Source organism: Kibdelosporangium persicum (assembly GCF_013280595.1).
In the GTDB taxonomy this organism is placed as follows: domain Bacteria; phylum Actinomycetota; class Actinomycetes; order Mycobacteriales; family Pseudonocardiaceae; genus Kibdelosporangium; species Kibdelosporangium persicum.
Genome location: NZ_JAAATY010000011.1, coordinates 251,466 through 272,469 on the forward strand (window position 1 = coordinate 251,466; position 21,004 = coordinate 272,469).

A 21,004-nucleotide genomic window follows, 5' to 3' on the forward strand; every position below is an offset into this window, starting at 1 on the left:
GGGGACTAACGTGGGCGTCGTGCGTGTAGCGACGTGGAACGTGAACTCGGTCAAGCAGCGTGTGCCGCGGCTGTTGCCCTGGCTGGACCAGCGCCGGCCCGACGTCGTGTGCCTGCAGGAGACCAAGCTCGCCGACGAGGCGTTCCTGGCCCTGCTGGGCGCGGAGCTCGGTGACCGCGGCTACCAGATCGCGCTGAACGGCGAGGTGCAGTGGAACGGCGTCGCGATCCTGTCCAAGGTGGGCCTGGAGGACGTGACGGTCGGTTTGCCAGGCGCACCGGGATTCCCGCACGCTGAGGCGCGTGCGGTCTCCGCGACCTGCGACGGCGTACGGGTGCACTCGGTGTACGTGCCCAACGGCCGGACGCCCGATTCGGATCACTACCACTACAAGCTCGCGTGGCTGGCTGCCCTGCGTGACGCGGTGAAGGCCGGCCCTGAGGCGGTTGTGGTGTGCGGGGACATGAACATCGCGCCCGCTGACGCGGACGTGTTCGACCCGGACGCCTACATCGGGCAGACGCACGTGACGCCGCCTGAGCGGGCCGCGTTGGCGGAGTTGCAGGCGTTGGGCCTGCACGACGTGATGCGCGACCGGTGGCCGGACAAGCGCGTCTTCACCTACTGGGACTACCGGGCCGGCATGTTCCACCAGGACCTGGGCATGCGGATCGACCTCATCCTGGCCAGTTCCCCAGTGGCACAACGGGTCCAGGCGTCCTGGGTGGACCGGCACGCGCGCAAGGGCACCGGGCCGAGCGATCACGCACCCGTGATCGCCGACCTCGACACCGCGCCTGACGGCGACATCGGCCCGGTCGTGCCGCCGCCGTCCGCTCCCGCCGCCAGGCGCGGGTCGAGGAAACTGCCCCAGGCTAAATAGCGAGCAACGCCCGTTCCGGCAGGCGCGCCCCGAACGGCCGCAACGCCATCCGGAGCAGCACCAGCGCGTTGTCGTCGCCGGCGACCCGGTTGGCGCTGAGCCCGCCGCACGCCAGGCAGCTGTGGATGACCATCCATTCGCCGTCCGGGCGGACCGACAGGCTCAGCGCGACCATCCGCCCGCGACACGTCGACCGCCGGTCACCCGGGATCCGGCCGTCGACGTGCAGGCTGGTCAAGCAGTTCGGGCAGTGGTTGCGGTGAGCCGTGCCCGGGGCGTGGAACGGCACGTCGAGACGGCAGCCGACGCACCGGAACGCGTCGCCCGGACTGTCCCGGCGCTTGTCCTTGGCGCGCTGTGGCCTGCCCCGAGCGGGATTGCGGCTGTGCTGGTTCTTGCGGGGCATGTCAGAGGTCCCCGAACGCTTCCAGCGGGAACGGCGGCTGGGCCAGCGGCCGGACCGCCATCCGCACCAGGATGAGCTGGTTGTCGTCGCCGCTGATCGGGTTGGACGTCAGCTCGTCGCACCGGGTGCAGCGGTGGATGATCATCCAGTCGCCGTTGCGCAGCACGGCGATCGAGATCGGGATCATCCGGGAGCCGCACTCGGCGTCCTCGGTGTGCCGGGAGTGCAGGCAGCTGGGGCAGTGGTTGCGCAGCCGCCCGTCCGGGGCCTGCCTGGACACGACGAGTCCACATCGGACGCAGGTGAACGTGTCCGTGCTGAGGTATGGGTTCTTGATGGACAACTGTGTGCTCCTAGCCGGGAAACTGAAGAGAAGATCACCGGAAGGAGGGCGCCACAGCGCCGGAAATCGCGCTTACTCGGCGCCCTCGGAGCGCACGGTCATCAAATCATCTGCTTTCTAGGGCCCCGCGGCCCGGGTCGGAGTTCGCCGGCAAGGTAGCAACGTCCCGCAGGATCACACCACTGGTTTTTTCGCCAGCAGCGTCTCGAAGTGATCCCGTGATCGTAAGGTGACAGGGGTGCTGTACGACTCGATCGGCGTCGGATACACGACCGCACGGCGGACCGATCCGCGCTGGATGTCCGCGATCCTCGCGGCGCTTGGCGGGGCACGGACCGTGCTCGATGTGGGTGCGGGCACGGGCAGCTACGAACCGACGGATCGTGTCGTCTACGCCGTCGAGCCGTCGAGCGAGATGATCGGCCAGCGCCGCGACGGCGCTCCGCCCGTGGTCCGCGCTGTCGCGGAAGCGTTGCCCGTCAAGGACTCCGCGGTGGACGCGGTCCTCGCGGTGCTCACCGTGCACCACTGGGCGGACTGGCGCAAGGGCATCGCCGAGTTGCGCCGGGTGGCGCCTCGTCGTGTCGTGCTGGCGTACGACACGAGGTTGCACACGGAGTTCTGGTTCGTCCGCGAGTACGTGCCCGAGATCGCCGAGCTGGAGCTGTCCCGGCCCTCGGCGCCGGACATCGCCGGTGAACTCGGCGCGGACACCATGATCCCGTTGCCGGTGCCGTGGGACTTCACCGACGGCGTTTTCCCGGCCTACTGGCGCAGGCCGGAGGCGTACCTGACCGTGCGGGACACGTGTTCCGCGTTGGCGCAGGCGCCTCGGCACGCGGTCGAGCGCGGGCTGGCGCGGCTCCGGGCCGACCTGGCTGACGGCAGCTGGCACGAACGGCACAGGGATCTGCTGGAACTGGACGAATACGACGCCGGATTCCGGCTGATACTCAGTCGCTGAACCACAACGCCGTCCGTACGGTGGCCTGATGCTGATCAGGCGTTTGGACGCGACCAGACTGGACGACTGCCTCGCGTTGGCAGCGAGCCGCGAGTGGTCGCCGGAGCCACACAAATGGACCCTGTTGTTCGAGGTCGGCGACGTCTGGGGAATCGACGACCCGGACGGCGGGCTGGCCGGCTGTGTGGTGTCGACCAGGTACGGCACTCGCCTGTCGGGGATCGGCATGATGCTCGTCGCCGAGAAGTTCGGCAGGCGGGGCCTGGGTACGCAGCTGATGAAACACGCGCTCAGCGAGGCGGGCACCGAGTCGACCTGGCTGACCGCGACCTCCTACGGCAGGCCGCTCTATGAGCGGCTCGGCTTCCGGGCGATCGGCGAGTCCCGCATCCACCTCGGCGAGTTCCGGCCACCGGCGCCCGGCACCTCCCGCGCAGCGTCCACAAGGGACCTGGCGGCGATCGGGGACCTGGACCGCGAGGTCTTCGGCGCGCCGCGGCCGGAGGTGCTGCGCAGGCTGCCGGTGTTCGCCGAGCGGCTGCGTGTGATCGAGGGCACGGGCTCGATTCGTGGGTACGGCGCGGCCTGGCGTAACGTGGACTACACGGTGATCGGGCCGCTGCTCGCCGAGAACGACGGCATGGCCAGGGATCTGATCGCCGATCTGGCCGCCGGGATCGAGGGGCCGATTCGCCTCGACATCGACGATACCCATCCTGAGCTGCGTGAATGGGTGGAAAGTCAGGGTGTCGGGCGGGGTATGCGGACCACGGTGATGGTGCACGGAGCGTCACTGCCCGGTGACCGGGACAGGCTGTTCCTGCCTCTCAGCGTAGCGACCGGCTGAGAGTCTTCGAACACACTGTCGGTGGGTACGGATACTCTTTCGGACGCCGTACGTAGCAACTACAGCCTTGGGGAGAGCGACGTCGTGACAGCCGAGAGCATCTACGGGGCCGACGACCTGACGCACCTCGAGGGGCTTGAGGCTGTCCGCAAGCGCCCCGGGATGTACATCGGGTCGACCGACAGCCGTGGCATCAACCACCTGTTCACCGAGATCGTGGACAACTCGACCGACGAGGGCATCGCCGGGTTCGCCACCCGGATCGTGGTCACCCTGCACGCCGACGGCAGCGTCCAGGTCGACGACGACGGCCGTGGCATCCCGACCGGCGTGCACAAGAAGTCCGGTCTGTCCGGTGTCGAACTGGTGCTCACCCGGCTGCACGCCGGGGGCAAGTTCGGTGGTGCCGGCTACAAGGCTTCCGGTGGTCTGCACGGTGTCGGCGCGTCCGCGGTGAACGCGTTGTCGCTCCGGTACGACGTCACAGTCCGGCGTGAGGGCAAAGTCCACGAAATTTCGTTCAAGCAGGGCGTGGCCGGTGTGTTCGACGGTCCCGGCCCCAAGGCGAAGTTCGTCCCGCAGCCCGGCCTCGTGGTCACCGGCCGGATGAAGCGGGGCGAGTCGACCGGCACGTCGACCCGTTACTGGTACGACTCCCGGTACTTCGAGAACGGCGCGGCGCTCGACCACGAGGCCGTGCGGCAGAAGCTGCGCAACACCGCGTTCCTCGTGCCCGGCGTCACCTATGTGTTGCGTGACGCCACGCAGGGCGCGATCGAGGAAGAGACGTTCCATTTCCCCAACGGCCTGACCGACATGGTCGAGTTCCTCGCGCCGGACAGTGAGAAGCCGGTCACCGGCACGATGGTGATCCAGGGCACCGGCACGTACTTCGAGAACGCCGCCGACGAGAACGGCGTGATGCGGTCCAAAGTGGAGCGCCAGGCCGAGGTCGAGGTGGCGTTCCGCTGGGGCACCGGTTACGAGCGGATCATCGAGTCGTTCACCAACACCATCCGCAACGTGCACGGCGGCACGCACCGCAAGGGCTTCGAACGGGCCGCGCTGAAGTCGTTGCAGGAGGCCATCTCCAAGACCCGCGGCCTGCTCAAGCCCAAAGAGGACCCGCCCACGCTCGACGACGTGCTCGAAGGCATGACCGCGGTCATCCACGTGCGCATCCCCGAGCCGCAGTTCACCTCGCAGACCAAGGACGAGCTGTCCACCGCGGGCATCACCAAGGTGATCCAGGGCATCGTCGAGAAGTACGTCAAGGCGTGGACCGAGGACCGCAAGACCAAGGCCGAGGCCAAGGTGGTGCTGCAGAAGATCGTCGACGCCGCCCGCGTGCGGCTGACGCAGAAGCAGCAGAAGGACGCCGCCCGCCGCAAGACCGCGCTGGAAGGCGCGGCCATGCCGCCGAAACTGGTCGACTGCCGCACCACCGGCGTGTCCCGCAGTGAGCTGTTCCTCGTCGAGGGCGACAGCGCGCTCGGATCGGCCCGGATGGCGCGCGTCTCGGAGTACCAGGCGCTGCTTCCGTTGCGCGGCAAGATCCTCAACGTGCAGAAGGCCAGCCTGGCCGACACCCTGCGCAACGCCGAGATCGCCTCGATCGTGCAGGTGCTCGGCGCGGGCTCGGGCCGCACGTTCGACCTGTCGCAGATGCGCTACGGCCGGGTGATCCTGATGGCCGACGCCGATGTGGACGGCTCGCACATCCGGACCCTGCTGATCACGTTGTTCGCCAAGTACATGCGGCCGGTGATCGAGGACGGCAGGCTGTACGCGGCGATGCCGCCGCTGCACAAGGTCGTCACCAAGGGCCGCAACCCGCAGACCAGGTTCACGTTCACCCAGCGTGAGATGGAGACCACGGTCGCCGCGTTGCAGAAGGCGGGCAAGCAGGTCGTCATGCCGGTGCCCCGGTTCAAGGGCCTCGGCGAGATGGACGCGGACGAGCTGTGGGAGACCACGATGAACCCGGCGACCCGCTCGGTGCGCCGGATCACCCTCGACGACGCGCAGGCCGCCGAGGACGCGCTGGAACTGCTGATGGGCGAGAAAGTCGAGCCGCGGCGCAACTGGCTGGTGGAGTCGTCCAGCCGGGTGGACCGCGAGGCGATCGACGTCTGAGAAACCGACGTCCGGGAACAGGAAGCACTGACCAATGGCACGCCGTAAAGGCACCACGACAACGCGGGTGGACCCGAGCGCCTTCGACAGCGCGGGCGCCACCGTCATCGACAACTCGTTGAAGACCGAGATCGAGGACTCCTACCTGGAGTACGCCTATTCGGTCATCCACTCCCGCGCCCTGCCCGACGCGCGTGACGGCCTCAAGCCCGTGCACCGCCGGATTTTGTTCTCGATGGAGCAGAACGGGCAGCGTCCGACAAGCGCGTACGTGAAGTCGTCGCGTGTCGTGGGTGACGTGATGGGTCGTTACCACCCGCACGGTGACACGGCGATCTACGACGCCATGGTCCGGATGGCGCAGGACTTCTCGCTCAACTCGCCGCTCATCGACGGGCACGGCAACTTCGGTTCCCCCGACGACGGCCCGGCCGCGAGCCGGTACACCGAGGCACGGATGTCGCCGGAGGCCATGCTGCTGGTCGGCGAACTCGGCGAGGACACCGTCGACTTCCGGCCGAACTACGACGGCTCGCTGCAGGAGCCGTCCGTGCTGCCCGCGGCTTTCCCGAACCTGTTGGTGAACGGGACGTCGGGCATCGCGGTCGGTATGGCCACCAACATGATCCCGCACAACCTGGGTGAGGTCGTCGCCGCGGCGCGGTGGCTGATCAACCACCCGGACGCCTCGCTGGACAAGCTGATGGAGTTCGTGCCCGGGCCGGACCTGCCGACCGGTGGCATGTTGCTGGGGCTGGACGAGGTCCGGAAGGCGTACGAGACCGGCCGTGGTGTCGTGCGCATGCGGGCCCGCGCGCAGACCGGTCCGCTGGAAGGCAGCCGCGGGCGTCAGGCGATCACCGTCACCGAGCTGCCGTACGGCGTGGGCACCGAGCGGATCATCGAGAAGATCACCGACGAGGTGAACAAGTCCAAGCGGCTCACCGGGATCGCGGACGTCAAGGACCTGACCGACCGGGAGAACGGCACCCGCCTGGTCATCGAGTGCAAGGTCGGCGTGAACCCGCAGGCGCTGCTGGCGGACCTGTACCGGCTGACGCCGATGGAGCAGTCGTTCGGCATCAACAACCTGGTGCTGGTGGACGGTCAGCCGCAAACGCTGGGGCTCAAGGCCCTGCTGGAGGTCTTCCTCAAGCACCGCTACGAGGTCGTCACCCGGCGCACGCGTTACCGCCGCCGCAAGCGCGAAGAGCGGCTGCACCTGGTCGAAGGTCTGCTCAAGGCGCTGCTGAACATCGACAAGGTGATCCGGCTGATCCGCAACAGCGAGAACGCGGCGGACGCCAAGGACGGCCTGATGAAGCAGTTCAAGCTGTCCGAGATCCAGGCCCAGTACATCCTGGACACCCCGCTGCGCAGGCTGACCCGCTACGACCGGATCGAGCTCGAGGACGAGCAGGAGAAGCTCAACTCCGAGATCGCCGAGCTGTCCAAGATCCTGGACGACGAGGCGGTCCTGCGCAAAGTCGTGTCCTCCGAACTGGCCAAGGTCGCCAAGGACCTGGCGGGCGAGCGCCGGACCGCGCTGATCGACGGTGACCTCAAGGAGGTACTGGCCGCGTCCAAGCCGGCCGGTCCGCTGGAGGTCGCCGACGACCCGTGCCAGGTGATCCTCTCCGCGACCGGCCTGGTGGCCAGGACCGCGGCGGAGTCCGAGGAAGCCAGCGAGGCGCGCCGCCGCAACGGCCGCGCCAAACATGACACCGTCGCCGCGGTCGTCCATTCGACCGCGCGTGGCCAGATCCTGTTGGTCACCAACCAGGGCCGGGCGTTCAAGACCGACGTCCTGCCGTTGCCGGTGCTGCCGGAAGCGTCCGGGACGGTCTCGCTCGGCGGCGGTATGGCGGCCAAGGAACTGGTGCCGCTGGAGAAGGGCGAGAAGGTCGTCGGCATCGCGCCGCTCGGCGAGCAGGGCGCCGGATCGCCGGGCCTGGCCGTGGGGACCAGGCACGGTGTGGTCAAGGTCTGTGCGCCGGAATGGCCGGTGCGGTCCGAAGAGTTCGAAGTGATCACACTCAAGGACGGCGACGAGATCGTCGGCGCGACCTGGCTGACCGACGGCACGGAAACGCTGACGTTCGTCTCGTCCGACTCGTCACTCCTGCGCTTCCCCGCGTCGCTGGTTCGTCCCCAGGGCCTGAAGGGCGGCGGCATGGCCGGGATCAACCTGGGCAAGGAAGCCGAAGTCGTGTTCTTCGGCGCGGTCCGTACCGACGACGACGAGCACGGCGAGCCGATGGTCGTGACGTCGACCGGGATGAGCGTCAAGGTCACGCCGTTCTCGCAGTACCCGGCGAAGGGCCGGGCCACTGGCGGCGTGCGGACACACCGGTTCCTCAAGGGCGAGTCCCGGCTCGCACTGGCCTGGGTCGGGCCACGCCCGGCCGGCGCGTCCAGCACCGGCTCGGCCGTGGAACTGCCCGAACCCGACACGCGCCGCGACGGATCGGGCCACGCGCACCCAGGGCCGGACGTCGTCGGGCACATCATCGAACGGGACTGACGGAATCCCCTCGTGAGTGGTTATCAGGGTTAGAACACCGATAACCACTCACGAGGTGGTCAACGGGGTTGGGCGGGGGGAATGGGGTTACGAGCAGCCGGAGCAGCAACCGCAACCCGGACCACTGCACGAACCGCAACATCCGCATGTACCTTGCATCGCTCCTCCTTCGAGGCCGCACCCAAGGTTCACGGTAGCCACGCGGTATTCATGCACGTACCGCTACGTGAGTGACGCGCCCGTCAGGGTTTGCGCCAGCGCAGCGCGTCGCCGCGGCCGGAGCGCACGCACACCAACGGCTCGCCCGACCTGGTGATGGCCACCGCGCCTTCGCGGTCACACCGGCCACCTTCCCGGGCGAACGGCACGCCGGGCAGCGTGGGGATGGTGAAGGTCGGTTCCGCGGTCGTGGTGACCGGCGGCTTCGTCGGTTTCGGTTTCGGTGCGGGCGGCTTGGTCGTGGGCTTGACGACCGGTGCGGGGATGCTCGCCTCCCACGTCGGTGTCCATGTGGACGACGTCGTGGACGGCCCTGTCAGGGATGTGCCGCCGGCCGGTGGTGTCTCGCCGAACGTCGGGATGCGGACCGGTTTGCCCTCGCTTGCCTGTGTACACGCGGTGGTCACCAGCACGACGGCGATGCCGGCCGAGCTGAGCGCCACCGCCGCTCTTCGGCTGGTTCGCCGGAGCGGTCCTCCGAACTTGTCCGAAAGCGTATGCATCACCACCGAACAGGGGGCCCCGCCGACAGGGCTGCGGATTCGCCGGTCGTCGCACACTACAACACCAGCGCCGGTAAGTAACCGTGCCGAATACGATCACCCGGAGCCGGGCTCGGCCGGTGAAACCGGCATCGAACCGGCGCGGCTGTGGTACTCAGAACCATGCGGGACGTCGAGACGGTAGACGCGGTGGTCATCGGCTCTGGCCCGAACGGGCTGGTCGCGGCGAACAAACTGGCTGACGCGGGCTGGTCGGTGCTGGTCCTCGAGGCGGCCGACGAGCCCGGCGGCGCCGTGCGCACGGCCGAGATCACGGCCCCCGGCTTCCGCAACGACCTGTTCAGCGCGTTCTACCCGCTCGGCGCCGCGTCGCCTGTCATGAGAGAACTCGAGCTGGAACGGTACGGCCTGCGATGGCGGCACGCTCCGGAAGTGCTGGCGCACGTGCTGCCGGACGACCGGGCGGTCCTGCTTTCCCGTGACCTCAACACGACCGCGAAGTCGCTGGAGACGTTCGCGCCCAGGGACGGCGACGTCTGGCGCGCGGAGTTCGCCAAGTGGCAGCGGGTCCGCGACGACCTGCTGAACGCGATCACGCACCCGTTCCCGCCGGTCCGGGCCGCGGGCGGGCTGGCGCGCCGGCTGGGCCCGGCGGAGCTGTTGCGGTTCCTGCGGATGGCCACGTTGCCGACGCGCAGGCTCGGCGAGGAATGGTTCGACGGCGAGGGTGCGAAGGTCCTGCTGGCGGGCAACGCGATGCACACCGATCTCGGTCCGGACCAGGCGGCGAGCGCGATGTTCGGCTGGCTGCTGACCATGCTCGGCCAGGAGATCGGCTTCCCCGTCCCGGAAGGCGGCGCGGGCTGCCTGACCGACGCACTGGTCACCCGGCTGGCCGAACGAGGTGGCCGGGTCGAGTGCGGCAGGCGCGTCACCAAGGTCTTAACAGGCGGGCACACGGCAGTCGGTGTGCAGGACGTGCACGGCGAGCTTGTGCGTGCGACGCGCGCGGTCCTCGCCGACGTCCCGGCACCGGTGCTGTACCTGGATCTGGTCGGTGAGGAGCACCTGCCGCACCGGTTGCTGGCCGACCTTGAGCACTTCGAATGGGACGCCGCCACGATCAAGGTGGACTGGGCTTTGTCCGGGCCCGTGCCGTGGACCGCGCAGGAGGCCACGCTGGCGGGCACGATCCACCTCGGCGGGGACGTCGACGCCCTCGCCGGGGTCAGCAACGACCTGGCCTGCGGCCGGGTCCCACGCAACCCGTTCCTGCTGATCGGCCAGATGACCACGACCGATCCGACCCGCTCGCCCGCGGGCACCGAGGCGATGTGGGCGTACACGCACGTCCCCCGGGGTCAGCAGTGGACGGCCGACCGGCTCAAGCGCCGCGCGGACCGGATCGAGCAGGTGATCGAGAAACACGCGCCCGGCTTCCGTGACCTGATCCAGGCTCGCGCGATCAACGGCCCGGCCGAGTTGCAGGACCGCAACCCCAGCCTGGTCGACGGCTCGGTCAACCAGGGCACCTCCGCGATCCACCAGGAGCTGATCTTCCGTCCGGTGCCGGGCACCGGACGCCCGGACACCCCGATCGACCGCCTGTACCTAGCGGGCGCGTCGGCTCACCCCGGCGGTGCGGTGCACGGCGCGGCCGGAGCGAACGCGGCCCGCGCGGCGTTGGCGCGCGGCAAATGGACCGGAGGCGCGTACGCGACCATGAACAAGACTCTCAACCGAATCCTGTACGGATGAAGGTCGTAGTCACCGGCGCGAGCGGCAACATCGGTGCCGCCCTGCTGCGTGACCACCCTTGGTGCGCTGTCGGTGTGTCACGGCGGCGGCCGGAGACGAACCTGCCGTACGTCGAATGCGACATCGGCGGTCCAACGGCAGTCGCCCAGTTGACGGAGGCGTTCGCCGGTGCGGACGCGGTGGTGCACCTGGCGTGGGCGATTCATCCACGGACCACCGAGCCGGACATGTGGCGTACCAACCTCGGCGGAACGACGAATGTGCTGCGCGCGGTCGTCGCCGCCGGTGTGCCGCACTTCGTTTGCGCTTCCTCGGTCGCCGCCTACGCGTCCGCGGACCGCTGGCGGTTCGTGACCGAGAACTGGCCGTGCACCGGCGTTCGGGGCAGTGCGTACAGTTTGGGAAAGTCCGTGCTGGAGTCGCAGCTCGACGCGTTCGAGCGCCGGCATCCCGGCGTGAAGGTGGCCCGGATCCGGCCGTGCGGTGTGGTCCAGGGAAGTTCCGCCGCCACGTTCCGGGGGTGGCTGCTCAGCCCGCTGGTGCCGACGTCACTGATCGGCCGCCGGTGGCTGCCCGTTCCACTGTGGACCGGAATGCGGCTGCAGCTGGTGCACTCCGAGGACGTCGCGGACGCCTTGCGGCTGATCGTCGAGCACGGTGCGGTGGGCGCGTTCAACCTGGCCGCCGAGCCGGTTCTGGACGCCGACGAGATCGCGGGCCGGTTCGGTGGCAGGCGAGTGCCCGTGCCGCTCGGAGTCCTCACCGCCGCCGCGTGGGCCACGTGGCGCGCGGGTCTGCAGCCGTTGCACCCCGGCTGGGTCAGGCTGGCCGACCAAGCGTCCCTTGTGGACAGTGCGAAGGCGCGGACGGAGCTGGGCTGGACCGCCCGCCACGACCCCTTCGGCACGTTGGACGAACTGGTCGGCGCGATGCGGTCACTCGGCCGGGCCCCGTACCGCATCCGCCCAGGCCGGCCGAGCCATCAAAGCCAGTCGCCCTAGCGCTTGGCCCTGCCGACAGCGAGATGGCACAGACGAGTGAGTGACTCGCGGTTGCGGGGAACGAGCACCGCCGACTCGACCGGCCCGGGAATCAGCCGGCCGAAGCCGCTCATCCCGTGCTCGGTCATCGTCACCTCGGTCCGGCCGGGCTGGATCTCCTTGAGGTCCAACCGGATCCGGGCGGAGCCGAACGGCCACAGCTTCGCTTCCATCTCCAGCATCGCGGGTGGTTCGACGGCACGGACCACCGTGACGTCGTGCCCCATCAACGGCCACACACCCACGCTGTGGTGCAGCCGGGTGCCTTCGGCAGGCCACTTGTCGTCGACGTCACGGATGTGCGACGCGCCGACCACCCAACAGACGTACAACCAGCCGTCGGCCAGCACGTCGAACACGTGCTGGCGGCCGACCGGCATGGTCATGCTGACTGAGGTCACGACATCCTCCCGGCTTGGAACGCGTCGGTGCCCGCGCGGGCGCGGAACGGCTCGAGGATCTGGCGTTGTGCCTCGGCGCGTTCGATCAACGCGTCGAAGTCGACTTCCGGGATGCGCTCGGCCAGCCCGGCCTGGTCGCGCAACGTCGTCCACATCTGTTTCTTGCCGTCGATGCCCATGGCCAGGAACTCCAGTTCGACGAACCGGCTCAGCGGCGAGTACGAGGTCAGGCTGCCGTTGAGCTTGAGCCTGCCGAGCCGTTCCGCGGCCGACGCCAGGCCGACCTTGAGCGGGTTCATCGGCACGCCGACCCGCCGCATGATCTCCCGGAAGGTCTCGACGTCCTCGCTGATGCCCTGCGCGACCTCGGCCAGCGCGTCGCCGAAGTCCGTGCCGCGGTTGCTGCGCTGCGAGCGCCTGGCCATGTCGCGCCACAGCACGCCCATGGCGAGTTGGTCGTTGAGGTAGATCCCTAGGAAGTCGTTCACCGAACCGGGGTACCCGATATTCGTCGCCGCACGCCGAACCGGTTTGGTACGGTGGCTTGCGGGTATCACGATGCAATGTGGACATTGCTGCAGCCGCGATCTCGTTCGCGCGAAAGGGTTCTGGCCGCTGTGTCGGGGATCCGTGGTTTGCTGCGTGATCCCGTGTGGCGCATCGCCGACCCCGGGCAGGGCCGGGGGACGGGGGTGCTGCTCGTTCCCGGGTTCGGTGCGCCCGATCTGAGTCTCGGCCTGACGCGCACCTGGCTCACCGCTCGCGGGTACCGCCCGGCCGGTGCCCGGATCGGGTTCAACGTCGGCTGCACCACCACGTTGGTCGACCGGATCGAGCGCAGGCTCCGGCGCCACGCCGAGGCCACCGGCGACAAGGTGATCCTGCTCGGCCAGAGCCGGGGCGGCTGGCTGGCGAGGCTGGTGGCGTCCCGGTGCCCGGAACTGGTGCGAGGGTTGTTCATGTTCGGTACGCCGGTGCTCGACCCCCTCGGTGCGAAACCCGAAGCGGTCCGCACCGCCCGGATGCTGACCCGGCTCTCCGCGCTCGGCCTGCCGGGTTTCCTGCGGGAGAGCTGTTTCTCCGGCAACTGCTACGAGAGCAACGCCGCGGCTCTGGCCACGGCGTTACCGCCCGGGATCCCCGCGGTGTCGATGTACTCGCGCACCGACGGGGTGGTGCCGTGGGAGCTGTGCCTGGATCCCTGCGCGGAGTGGGTCGAGGTCGAGTCCACCCATGTGGGAATGGCCCTGGTCCCGGACTTCTACCGGGTGCTGGGACCCAGGCTGGCCGCCTGGGTCACCTGATCAGGGCCGCCTAGTCGGGTGGTTCCTCACCCTCCGTGTCGTCCTCCTGGGTGTCGCCGGCGTGTTCCTTCTCGACTTTGCGCTGGATCGCGCGTGGGTCGACGTCGAGATCCGGCGGCTCCGGCGTTCCGGGGGAGTGCGGCGGATCCGGCGTGATGGGGGTGAACTCGTCCTGATCGCTCATGTCTCCGGGTAGCCCTGATCGAGTCCGCCGACACGTGTTTCCTGGTCCGAACCCGGGGTAACCGATGGATTCACCCACCACGTTAAGGACCCCTGATGACGTTCAACCCGTTGGAGCACAAGGGAATCCCACTGGACAAGCAGCTGCGCAACTGGCGTGAGCTGGACGTGGCACCGGTGGACCCGGACGACGCCGACCCGTACACCCGCTGCCGGATCATCGCGCTGAACGGCATCGAGATCGAGTCGATCATGTTCAGCCACCACTTCGCCCGGGTCTGCCCGGACATGGAGGTCAAGCGGCAGCTGGCCGAGGTGCGCTACATCGAGGCGCAGCAGCAGAAGGTGGTCAACTGGCTGCTGCCGGGTGCCGCCTCGCCGCTGGAGACCACGATCGCCTACGAGCAGGTCGCGGTCGACCTGACCGCGTGGGTGGCCAGGATGGAGCCCGACCCGCAGCTCAGGCAGGCCTACGAGTTCGGCGTGCTGGAGGACTTCGACCACCTCTACCGGTACGCCAACCTGTACGAGATGATCCAGCACCGCAAGGCGGAGAAGATCGTCGACGGACTGACCGAGGTGATCCCGGGCAGGCCGACCAGGTACCACCACCGGCATCCGCACGACAACGTCCGCGAGCCGTACGAGAAGACGACCGCCGACCCGCTGTCGAAGCTGCACGCGCTGACGATCATGGCCGCCGAGCAGCAGACGATGAACTTCTACATGAACGTCGGCCCGCAGTACATGGAGCCGATCGCCCGGCAGCTCTACCAGGAGATCGGGCTGATCGAGGAAGAGCACGTCACCCACTACGAGTCGCTGGTGGACCCCGGCGAGACCTGGTGGGAACGACTGGTCAACCACGAGTACGCCGAGTGCTATCTCTACTACTCGTTCATGGAGACCGAAAGCGACCCGCGGGTCAAGGCGATCTGGGAACTGCACCTGAACATGGAGCTCGCGCACCTGCAGGCGGCCTGCGACCTGATGCGCGCGAACGACGGCCGTGAGCCCGAGGAGGTCGTGGCGCCGGAACTGCCCGTGCCGGTCACGTTCGAGCCGAACAAGGAGTACCTGCGCGAGCTGCTGGACACCCAGATCGACCTGACCACGCTCGGCGCGGGCTACGTGCGGGACGCGCACGAACGGTTCGAGCGTATGCAGGAGACGGTCATGGGCGGCGAGCAGCCGCCGAGCGACGTCGTGGTCGACATGCACACCGAGAAGTTCGGCAGCGACTACCGGCATGAGCTGGAGCGGTCATGACCGAGGACGTCATCGAACTGCTGCTCGGTCAGCACATGCAGATCCGGGACCTGTTCGCCGAGGTCGAGAACACGACCGGCGAGCAGCGGCAGGATGCCTTCGCGCGGCTCGTCCGGCTGCTGGCCGTGCACGAGACCGCCGAGGAACAAGTCGTGCACCCGCTGGCGCGCACGGTGCTCGACGGCGGTGACGGTGTCGTCGACGAACGGCTCCACGAGGAGCATGAGGCCAAGGAACTGCTGAGCAAACTCGAGGAGATCGGGCCGGACCACGGCGACTTCCCCGCGATGCTGCGCCAGTTGCGGGATTCGGTGCTGTTGCACGCTCACCGCGAGGAGAACTACGAGTTCCGGTACCTGCGCGAGCACTACGAGCCCGCGCGGTTGCAGGCACTGGCGACGGCGGTCCGCGCGGCTGAGAAGACCGCGCCGACGCATCCGCATCCCGGCGTGGAGACCATGACCGAGAACGTGGTCGCCGGGCCGGTGCTGTCGCTGTTCGACCGGGTGAAGGACGCCGTCAGCAAGGTCATGTCGTCCTCCGACGGGGACACGGACCGCCGGTCGGCGTCCCGGCCGGAGGACGGCGACGTGGTGGACTTAATCATGCAGGACCACCGCGAGGTGGAACGGCTCTTCGACGAACTGAAGTCCGCCCCGGAGAAGCGCCCGCTGCTCGTGCCCGTGCTGGCGATGATCCTGACCGCGCACAGCCGCGCCGAGGAAGCCGAGGTGTACCCGGTCGCCAGGGAGAAGGCCGGTCAGCCCGACGAGATCGCGCACAGCCAGCGCGAGCACCTGGAGGTGGAGCGGCTGCTGGCCCGGTTGACGCGGACCAGCCCGCAGTCGAAGAAGTTCGAGCAGGTGCTGGACAGGCTGATCAAGTCGGTCACCCACCATGTCCAGGAGGAGGAATCGACGGTTCTGCCCGGGATGCGGGAGCGGCTGAGCCACAGCGCGCGGATGAAGCTGGCCCGCCAGTTCGCCCGCAGCCGCCGGGAGCACATGGGTGAAGTGCCTGGTGAGGCGCGGAAGGACCACCTGGTGACCCAGGCGCACAACGCCGGGTTGACGGTGCGCTCCAGCGCGTCCAAGGACGAGCTGGCCAGGCTCCTCGCCGGGAGGAAAGGCTGAACCGACGACCATGGATCGTGACCGGCGTCACATCGGTCGTCCGGAAACCGGCAATCAGTTCAGTCGGTAAACGAATTTGGCCCTAAGATGGTCGAATGGCGTTGGTCGCGGGCGTGGACTCGTCCACGCAGTCCACAAAGGTCGTCGTGTGCGACGCGGAGACAGGGCAGATCGTGCGGGAGGGCCGGGCGGCCCACCCGGACGGCACCGAGGTGCACCCGGATGAGTGGTGGCGGGCGTTCCAGGAGGCCACGGCGGACGGCCTGCTGGAAGGCGTGGCGTCGATCGGCGTCGGAGGTCAGCAGCACGGCATGGTCACGCTCGACGAGCACGACGAGGTCGTCCGGCCTGCCCTGTTGTGGAACGACACCCGGTCGGCCAAGGCCGCCGAGGACCTGATCGCCGAACTCGGCGGGCCGCACGAGTGGGCCACCGCCGTCGGCCTGGTGCCGGTCGCCAGTTTCACCGTGACCAAACTGCGGTGGCTGGCCGAACACGAACCAGACCTCGCGTCCCGGGTCGCCACGGTGATGCTGCCGCACGACTGGCTGACCTGGAAGCTGACCGGCGAGGTGGTCACCGACCGCGGCGACGCCTCCGGCACCGGCTACTACTCCGCGGCGCAGGGCGTCTACCGCGAGGACCTCCTCACCAAGGCGTTCGGCCGGGTTCCCCGGCTGCCGCGGGTGCTGGCGCCCGACGAGCCCGCGGGCAGGACACCGGACGGAGTCCTGGTCTCGGCGGGCACCGGTGACAACATGGCCGCCGCGCTGGGCCTCGGGCTCGGTGTCGGGGACGTGGTCGTGTCCATCGGCACCAGCGGCACGGTGTTCGGCGTCGCCGGCGAGATCACCCCGGACGACTCCGGCGCGGTGGCCGGATTCGCCGACGCCACAGGCAACTTCCTGCCGTTGGTGTGCACCTTGAACGCCGCGCGGGTGCTCACCGCGACGGCGGGCATGCTCGGCGTCGAACTGTCCGAACTGGACGCGATGGCGTTGTCCGTCAAGGACGCGGGCGGCCTGGAGTTCGTGCCCTACCTGGACGGTGAACGCACGCCGAACCTGCCGGACGCCACGGGTTCCCTGCTGAACATGCGCCGCGACAACATGACTCCGCAGAACGTGGCTCGCGCCGCGGTCGAGGGAATGCTCGGCGGTCTCGGCGCCGGACTGTCCGCGCTGCGGGCGGTCGGCCTTGAGGCGCAACGGATTCTGCTCATCGGCGGGGGTGCCCGTTCGGCCGCGGTGCAGGCGATCGCGCCGGAGGTCTTCGGTGTGCCCGTCGAAGTGCCCGCCGCGGCGGAGTACGTCGCGCTCGGCGCGGCTCGGCAGGCGGCCTGGGCGTGGACCGGTCAGCAGCCCACATGGTGATGTCCGAATATCGCCAGTCCGGCCGCCGGGCGTGCGCCAGACTGGGAGCATGAGAAGCCACACCGTGATGGACAGCCCCGTCGGCAGGTTGACGCTGGTGGCGACGGATGGCGTGCTGAGCGGCCTGTACATGGAACAACAGCGGTACCGGCCGGCCCAGGAGGTGTTCGGCGAGCCCGACCCGGCGCCGTTCACGCACGTCGTCCGGCAGATGGAGGAGTACTTCGCGGGCGACCGGACCACGTTCGACGTCCCGATCGCCTTCGAGGGCACCGAATTCCAGCGCACGGTGTGGCAGGCGTTGTGCGACATCCCCTACGGCGAAACGATTTCGTACGGCGAACTGGCGCTGCGGCTGGGCAGGACCATGACCGCCTCGCGGGCGGTCGGCCTGGCCAACGGCAAGAACCCGATCAGCATCATCGTGCCGTGCCACCGGGTAGTCGGTTCGACCGGTGACCTCACCGGCTACGGCGGCGGCATCGCACGCAAGCGGTTCCTGCTGGACTTCGAACGTGGCGGGACTCTGGCCTACAGCTGGAGCGGGGCCGAGCCGAAGGCGACGTTGAACCGGTCGCACCAGATGACCACGCTGCGCACGCCGTCGAGCGAGGTACCCGCCGGAATCGCGTAGTTCTGGTTGCCGTGGGTCGCCTTGAGCTTGCCGAGTGTGACGTACCGGCCGTCGTCGTACTTGTGCCAGTCGCCGCCCGCGGTCGCGTCGGTCAGCCAGACGTGCAGGTCCGGACCGTCCGACGAGGCCAGTCCGGTGAACCGCAGCACCCGTTGCCCGTCCGGCAGTTCCAGCACCGCGGCCTGACCCGAGGTGGTGTGCTCCTGCGAGACGAACGCGCCGGAAGTCAGCTCCTTCGGCTGCGGGGGCGCGGCGGGCGCGGATGTGGCGGGCGCGGCGCCGGAACTGGCCGGGGCCCGCTGGATCTGCTCAGTGGCGGGCGGCTGCTGGACCGCCGCGACGGGCAGTGCCTCGTCGATGGTGCTGCTCGTGAACAGCCGCCATGGCTGGAACGCCCACAGTGCGAACGCACCCGCGACCGCGACGACGGCCAGGACCGCCCAGGTGACTTTCCTCCGGAACAGTGCACGCATGCCTCCATTAGACCGGTGAACCCGAAGAATCGCCCTTACCGGATCCTTACGACTCTCGGCGGTGGCCGCTGCGACGTCGATCCGGTAGCTTGCGCCGGCATGAGGTGGATTGCTGGTTTATCCGTGATCGCCCTGCTCATGGCGGGTGCGGCGCCGGCGGGCGCGTCCGTCGGCCCGGCGTGGCAGCTCACACCGACCGGGTCGGAGGCCCGGCTGCGTGGTCTGTCCGTTGTGGACGGCAAGACCGTGTGGGCGAGCGGCAGCCTCGGCACGGTGCTGCGCACCACCGACGGCGGCAGGACATGGGCGAGCGTCGGCCCGCCCGGCACCGAAGCGCTTCAGTTCCGTGACATCGAGGCGTTCGACGCGAACACGGCCGTCATCCTGTCCATCGGCAACGGCGAGGACTCCCGGATCTACCGGACGTCGGACGGCGGAAAGACCTGGACCGAGTCGTTCCGCAACCTCGACGCCAAGGCGTTCTACGACTGCATCGCCTTCTTCGACCGCCGCACCGGCCTCGCGCTGAGCGACCCGGTGGACGGCAAGTTCCGGATTCTGTCCACCAGCGACGGCGGCAGAAGCTGGAACGTCCTGCCCGGCGACGGCATGCCCGCCGCGCAGCCCGCCGAGTTCGCGTTCGCCGCCAGCGGCCAGTGCCTGGTCACCGCCAGAACGAAGGGGGCAGGGAACAAGGACGCGTGGATCGCGACCGGCGGCGACGCCAAGGCCCGCGTGTTCCACTCGAAGGACCGTGGCCGCACGTGGACGGTCAGCGACACGCCGCTGCGGAGCGGGCCGAGCGCGGGTGTGTTCTCGGTGGCGTTCCGCGATTCCCGCACCGGCATCGCGATCGGCGGTGACTTCGACCCGGCCAACGAGACCAAGGACGCGGTGGCACGCACCGGTGACGGCGGCGCCACGTGGAGGAAACCCCCGCAGGCACCGAAGGGCTATCGCTCCGGCGCGACGTACGTGCCGTACCTGCCGTTCGCGATCGTCGCGGTTGGACCGACCGGCAGCGACCTGAGCATCGACGGCGGAAACCACTGGCACCAGTTCGACTCCGGCAGCTTCGACACCGTCGACTGCGGCTGGGACGCCTCATGCTGGGCCGCCGGCGAGCAGGGCCGCATCGCGAAACTGCGGCAAAGGTAAGTCAGCACAGCGGTAAATACATTTGGCGAAGGACTGTGGCCGGGCTACAGTCCTTCGCTGTGTTCCGGATGATCGACGTGGCGACGCTCGCAGGCATGAACCTGCTGAGCGCACTGTCGGCATCCGCTCTGTCCGCCGTGTCGTCGGCACTGGATAGCTGACCCTCCTCCCTTCCGCACCTTCCTCCGCGGAACCCGAGGAGGAGGGTTGCGGCTTCGCGGGTTCCGCGTCCCGGCTTCCAGAAACCGAAGGACCAATGAGCAAGCAGGCGTACGTGCGCAGCAAGCCGCACGTCAACATCGGCACGATGGGCCACGTCGACCACGGCAAGACCACGCTGACCGCCGCGATCACCAAGGTGCTCGCCCAGCACAGCGAGGGCACCAAGTACGTGGCCTTCGACAAGATCGACCGCGCGCCCGAGGAGATCGAGCGCGGCATCACGATCACCATCTCGCACGTCGAGTACGAGACGCCGACCAGGCACTACGCCCACGTCGACATGCCGGGGCACGCCGACTACGTGAAGAACATGATCACCGGTGCGGCCCAGCTGGACGGCGCGATCCTGGTCGTCTCGGCCGAGGACGGCTCGATGCCGCAGACCCGTGAGCACGTCGTGCTCGCGCGCCGGATCGGCGTCGAGCACATCGTCGTCGCGCTGAACAAGGCGGACATGGTGGCTGACGGCGACCTGCTCGACCTGGTCGAGCTGGAGGTCCGTGAGCTGCTCAGCCGCTACGGCTTCGACGGCGACGCGGTTCCGGTCGTGCGCGTCTCGGGCCTGAAGGCGCTGGAGGGCGACCCGGTGTGGGAGCGGACGATCGTGGAGCTGCTGGAGGCGGTCGACGAGTACGTGCCGACTCCGGTGCGGCGGCTCGACCTGCCGTTCCTGATGCCGGTGGAGAACGTCATGACCATCACCGGCCGCGGCACCGTCGTGACCGGCGCGGTGGAGCAGGGCACGATCAAGCTCGGCGACACCGTCGAAGTGGTCGGTCTCGAGGAGACGTTCGCCAGCGTGGTGACCGGGCTGGAGATGTTCGGCAAGTCGCTGGAGCGGGCCGAGGCGGGTGACAACGCCGCGGTGCTGCTGCGTGGCGTCAAGCGCGACCAGATCCGGCGTGGTCAGGTGCTGGCCCTGCCGGGCAGTGTCACGCCGCACCGGAAGTTCCGTGCGGACGCGTACGTGCTGACCGAGCAGGAAGGCGGCCGGCGCAAGCCGATCCACGACAACTACCGCCCGCAGTTCCACTTCCGGACCAGCGACGTGCCCGGCGCGGTGCTGATCAACCCGGCACTCGGCACGGCGATGGTCATGCCGGGTGACAGCACCGAGTTCATCGTGGAGCTCGGCAAGCCGGTCGCGATGACCAAGGGCCAGGGTTTCGCCATCCGCGAAGGCGGCATCACCGTGGCCGCAGGCACCGTCGCCGAAATCCTCTCGTGAACA

Annotated in this window: 20 protein-coding genes and 1 pseudogene; 14 read left to right on the top strand and 7 right to left on the bottom strand. The window is 68.8% G+C overall.

The features are described 5' to 3' along the window. Positions 1–10: 10 nt before the first annotated feature. On the top strand, positions 11–883 hold the full coding sequence (locus GC106_RS21520) for an exodeoxyribonuclease III (protein WP_173133514.1): 873 nt from the start codon (positions 11–13) through the stop codon (positions 881–883). On the opposite strand, the gene GC106_RS21525 is transcribed toward GC106_RS21520, so the two are convergent. After that, positions 876–1,289, bottom strand: a complete 414-nt coding sequence (locus tag GC106_RS21525) for an RNHCP domain-containing protein (protein ID WP_173133517.1) — start codon at positions 1,287–1,289, stop codon at positions 876–878. The two genes, GC106_RS21520 and GC106_RS21525, sit on opposite strands and share 8 nt — an antisense overlap. Position 1,290: 1 nt before the next feature. After that, complete coding sequence (locus GC106_RS21530; protein ID WP_173133520.1) at positions 1,291–1,632, bottom strand: RNHCP domain-containing protein; 342 nt, start codon at positions 1,630–1,632, stop codon at positions 1,291–1,293. 298 nt (positions 1,633–1,930) lie between these two features. On the opposite strand from GC106_RS21530, the gene GC106_RS21535 reads away from it, so the two are divergent. The 4 genes from GC106_RS21535 (at position 1,931) to GC106_RS21550 (ending at position 8,103) form a co-directional block, all read left to right on the top strand. Continuing rightward, a complete protein-coding gene (locus GC106_RS21535) occupies positions 1,931–2,596 on the top strand; it encodes a methyltransferase domain-containing protein (RefSeq protein WP_173133648.1) in 666 nt (221 codons plus the stop codon). A gap of 28 nt (positions 2,597–2,624) precedes the next feature. Beyond that, positions 2,625–3,443 carry a GNAT family N-acetyltransferase gene (locus tag GC106_RS21540; RefSeq protein ID WP_173133524.1) on the top strand — a complete coding sequence of 273 codons (819 nt, stop codon included), beginning with the start codon at positions 2,625–2,627 and terminating at the stop codon, positions 3,441–3,443. A gap of 84 nt (positions 3,444–3,527) precedes the next feature. Next, positions 3,528–5,579: a DNA gyrase/topoisomerase IV subunit B gene (locus GC106_RS21545; RefSeq protein WP_312872774.1), complete on the top strand. Its 2,052-nt coding sequence runs from the start codon at positions 3,528–3,530 to the stop codon at positions 5,577–5,579. A gap of 34 nt (positions 5,580–5,613) precedes the next feature. Continuing rightward, a complete protein-coding gene (locus GC106_RS21550) occupies positions 5,614–8,103 on the top strand; it encodes a DNA gyrase/topoisomerase IV subunit A (protein ID WP_173133530.1) in 2,490 nt (829 codons plus the stop codon). 242 nt (positions 8,104–8,345) lie between these two features. Here the strand turns inward: GC106_RS21550 and GC106_RS21555 are convergent, their stop codons facing one another. Then, the gene (locus tag GC106_RS21555; protein ID WP_173133533.1) at positions 8,346–8,765 is read right to left on the bottom strand and encodes a hypothetical protein; all 420 of its coding nucleotides are present in this window, start codon (positions 8,763–8,765) and stop codon (positions 8,346–8,348) included. Between the two features lie 222 nt (positions 8,766–8,987). Here GC106_RS21555 and GC106_RS21560 point away from each other — a divergent pair, with 222 nt between their 5' ends. Next, positions 8,988–10,583, top strand: coding sequence for a phytoene desaturase family protein (locus GC106_RS21560; RefSeq protein ID WP_173133536.1), 1,596 nt, complete (start codon positions 8,988–8,990; stop codon positions 10,581–10,583). Further along, positions 10,580–11,584 carry an NAD-dependent epimerase/dehydratase family protein gene (locus GC106_RS21565; protein WP_173133539.1) on the top strand — a complete coding sequence of 335 codons (1,005 nt, stop codon included), beginning with the start codon at positions 10,580–10,582 and terminating at the stop codon, positions 11,582–11,584. Before GC106_RS21560 ends, GC106_RS21565 begins: the two co-directional genes overlap by 4 nt. On the opposite strand, the gene GC106_RS21570 is transcribed toward GC106_RS21565, so the two are convergent. Then, positions 11,581–12,024: an SRPBCC family protein gene (locus tag GC106_RS21570; protein WP_312872775.1), complete on the bottom strand. Its 444-nt coding sequence runs from the start codon at positions 12,022–12,024 to the stop codon at positions 11,581–11,583. The two genes, GC106_RS21565 and GC106_RS21570, sit on opposite strands and share 4 nt — an antisense overlap. Beyond that, a complete protein-coding gene (locus GC106_RS21575; protein ID WP_173133542.1) occupies positions 12,021–12,512 on the bottom strand; it encodes a hypothetical protein in 492 nt (163 codons plus the stop codon). Before GC106_RS21575 ends, GC106_RS21570 begins: the two co-directional genes overlap by 4 nt. Positions 12,513–12,659: 147 nt before the next feature. Between GC106_RS21575 and GC106_RS21580 the strand changes: the two genes are divergently transcribed. Then, positions 12,660–13,328 carry an alpha/beta hydrolase gene (locus tag GC106_RS21580; protein WP_246366420.1) on the top strand — a complete coding sequence of 223 codons (669 nt, stop codon included), beginning with the start codon at positions 12,660–12,662 and terminating at the stop codon, positions 13,326–13,328. A 10-nt stretch (positions 13,329–13,338) separates the two neighbouring features. Here GC106_RS21580 and GC106_RS21585 read toward each other — a convergent pair whose 3' ends face one another. Beyond that, positions 13,339–13,512 carry a hypothetical protein gene (locus GC106_RS21585; RefSeq protein ID WP_173133544.1) on the bottom strand — a complete coding sequence of 58 codons (174 nt, stop codon included), beginning with the start codon at positions 13,510–13,512 and terminating at the stop codon, positions 13,339–13,341. Between the two features lie 95 nt (positions 13,513–13,607). Between GC106_RS21585 and GC106_RS21590 the strand changes: the two genes are divergently transcribed. The 4 genes and pseudogenes from GC106_RS21590 to GC106_RS21610 form a co-directional block, all read left to right on the top strand. Beyond that, positions 13,608–14,780 carry a hypothetical protein gene (locus GC106_RS21590; RefSeq protein WP_173133547.1) on the top strand — a complete coding sequence of 391 codons (1,173 nt, stop codon included), beginning with the start codon at positions 13,608–13,610 and terminating at the stop codon, positions 14,778–14,780. Further along, the gene (locus tag GC106_RS47960; protein WP_246366422.1) at positions 14,777–15,913 is read left to right on the top strand and encodes a hemerythrin domain-containing protein; all 1,137 of its coding nucleotides are present in this window, start codon (positions 14,777–14,779) and stop codon (positions 15,911–15,913) included. The genes GC106_RS21590 and GC106_RS47960 overlap by 4 nt, the downstream gene beginning before the upstream one ends. A gap of 95 nt (positions 15,914–16,008) precedes the next feature. Continuing rightward, the gene (xylB, locus tag GC106_RS21605; protein WP_173133550.1) at positions 16,009–17,286 is read left to right on the top strand and encodes a xylulokinase; all 1,278 of its coding nucleotides are present in this window, start codon (positions 16,009–16,011) and stop codon (positions 17,284–17,286) included. 49 nt (positions 17,287–17,335) lie between these two features. Continuing rightward, positions 17,336–17,815 (top strand): annotated as a pseudogene (locus GC106_RS21610) (methylated-DNA--[protein]-cysteine S-methyltransferase); the annotation flags it as partial. 2 nt (positions 17,816–17,817) lie between these two features. Here the strand turns inward: GC106_RS21610 and GC106_RS21615 are convergent. Then, on the bottom strand, positions 17,818–18,393 hold the full coding sequence (locus tag GC106_RS21615) for a DM13 domain-containing protein (RefSeq protein WP_173133556.1): 576 nt from the start codon (positions 18,391–18,393) through the stop codon (positions 17,818–17,820). Between the two features lie 99 nt (positions 18,394–18,492). Here GC106_RS21615 and GC106_RS21620 point away from each other — a divergent pair, with 99 nt between their 5' ends. Continuing rightward, on the top strand, positions 18,493–19,551 hold the full coding sequence (locus tag GC106_RS21620; RefSeq protein ID WP_173133559.1) for a WD40/YVTN/BNR-like repeat-containing protein: 1,059 nt from the start codon (positions 18,493–18,495) through the stop codon (positions 19,549–19,551). A 256-nt stretch (positions 19,552–19,807) separates the two neighbouring features. Further along, positions 19,808–21,001, top strand: a complete 1,194-nt coding sequence (tuf, locus tag GC106_RS21625) for an elongation factor Tu (RefSeq protein ID WP_173133561.1) — start codon at positions 19,808–19,810, stop codon at positions 20,999–21,001. The last annotated feature ends 3 nt before the right edge of the window (positions 21,002–21,004 follow it).

Excerpts from the sequence above, each read along its gene's own strand:
- GC106_RS21525 (WP_173133517.1), bottom strand. The coding sequence starts at position 1,289 with ATGCCCCGCAAGAACCAGCACAGCCGCAATCCCGCTCGGGGCAGGCCA.
- GC106_RS21535 (WP_173133648.1), top strand. The coding sequence starts at position 1,931 with ATGTCCGCGATCCTCGCGGCGCTTGGCGGGGCACGGACCGTGCTCGAT.
- GC106_RS21540 (WP_173133524.1), top strand. The coding sequence starts at position 2,625 with ATGCTGATCAGGCGTTTGGACGCGACCAGACTGGACGACTGCCTCGCG.
- GC106_RS21550 (WP_173133530.1), top strand. The coding sequence starts at position 5,614 with ATGGCACGCCGTAAAGGCACCACGACAACGCGGGTGGACCCGAGCGCC.
- GC106_RS21560 (WP_173133536.1), top strand. The coding sequence starts at position 8,988 with ATGCGGGACGTCGAGACGGTAGACGCGGTGGTCATCGGCTCTGGCCCG.
- GC106_RS21565 (WP_173133539.1), top strand. The coding sequence starts at position 10,580 with ATGAAGGTCGTAGTCACCGGCGCGAGCGGCAACATCGGTGCCGCCCTG.
- GC106_RS21585 (WP_173133544.1), bottom strand. The coding sequence starts at position 13,512 with ATGAGCGATCAGGACGAGTTCACCCCCATCACGCCGGATCCGCCGCAC.
- GC106_RS21590 (WP_173133547.1), top strand. The coding sequence starts at position 13,608 with ATGACGTTCAACCCGTTGGAGCACAAGGGAATCCCACTGGACAAGCAG.
- GC106_RS47960 (WP_246366422.1), top strand. The coding sequence starts at position 14,777 with ATGACCGAGGACGTCATCGAACTGCTGCTCGGTCAGCACATGCAGATC.
- xylB (WP_173133550.1), top strand. The coding sequence starts at position 16,009 with ATGGCGTTGGTCGCGGGCGTGGACTCGTCCACGCAGTCCACAAAGGTC.
- GC106_RS21615 (WP_173133556.1), bottom strand. The coding sequence starts at position 18,393 with ATGCGTGCACTGTTCCGGAGGAAAGTCACCTGGGCGGTCCTGGCCGTC.
- GC106_RS21620 (WP_173133559.1), top strand. The coding sequence starts at position 18,493 with ATGAGGTGGATTGCTGGTTTATCCGTGATCGCCCTGCTCATGGCGGGT.
- tuf (WP_173133561.1), top strand. The coding sequence starts at position 19,808 with ATGAGCAAGCAGGCGTACGTGCGCAGCAAGCCGCACGTCAACATCGGC.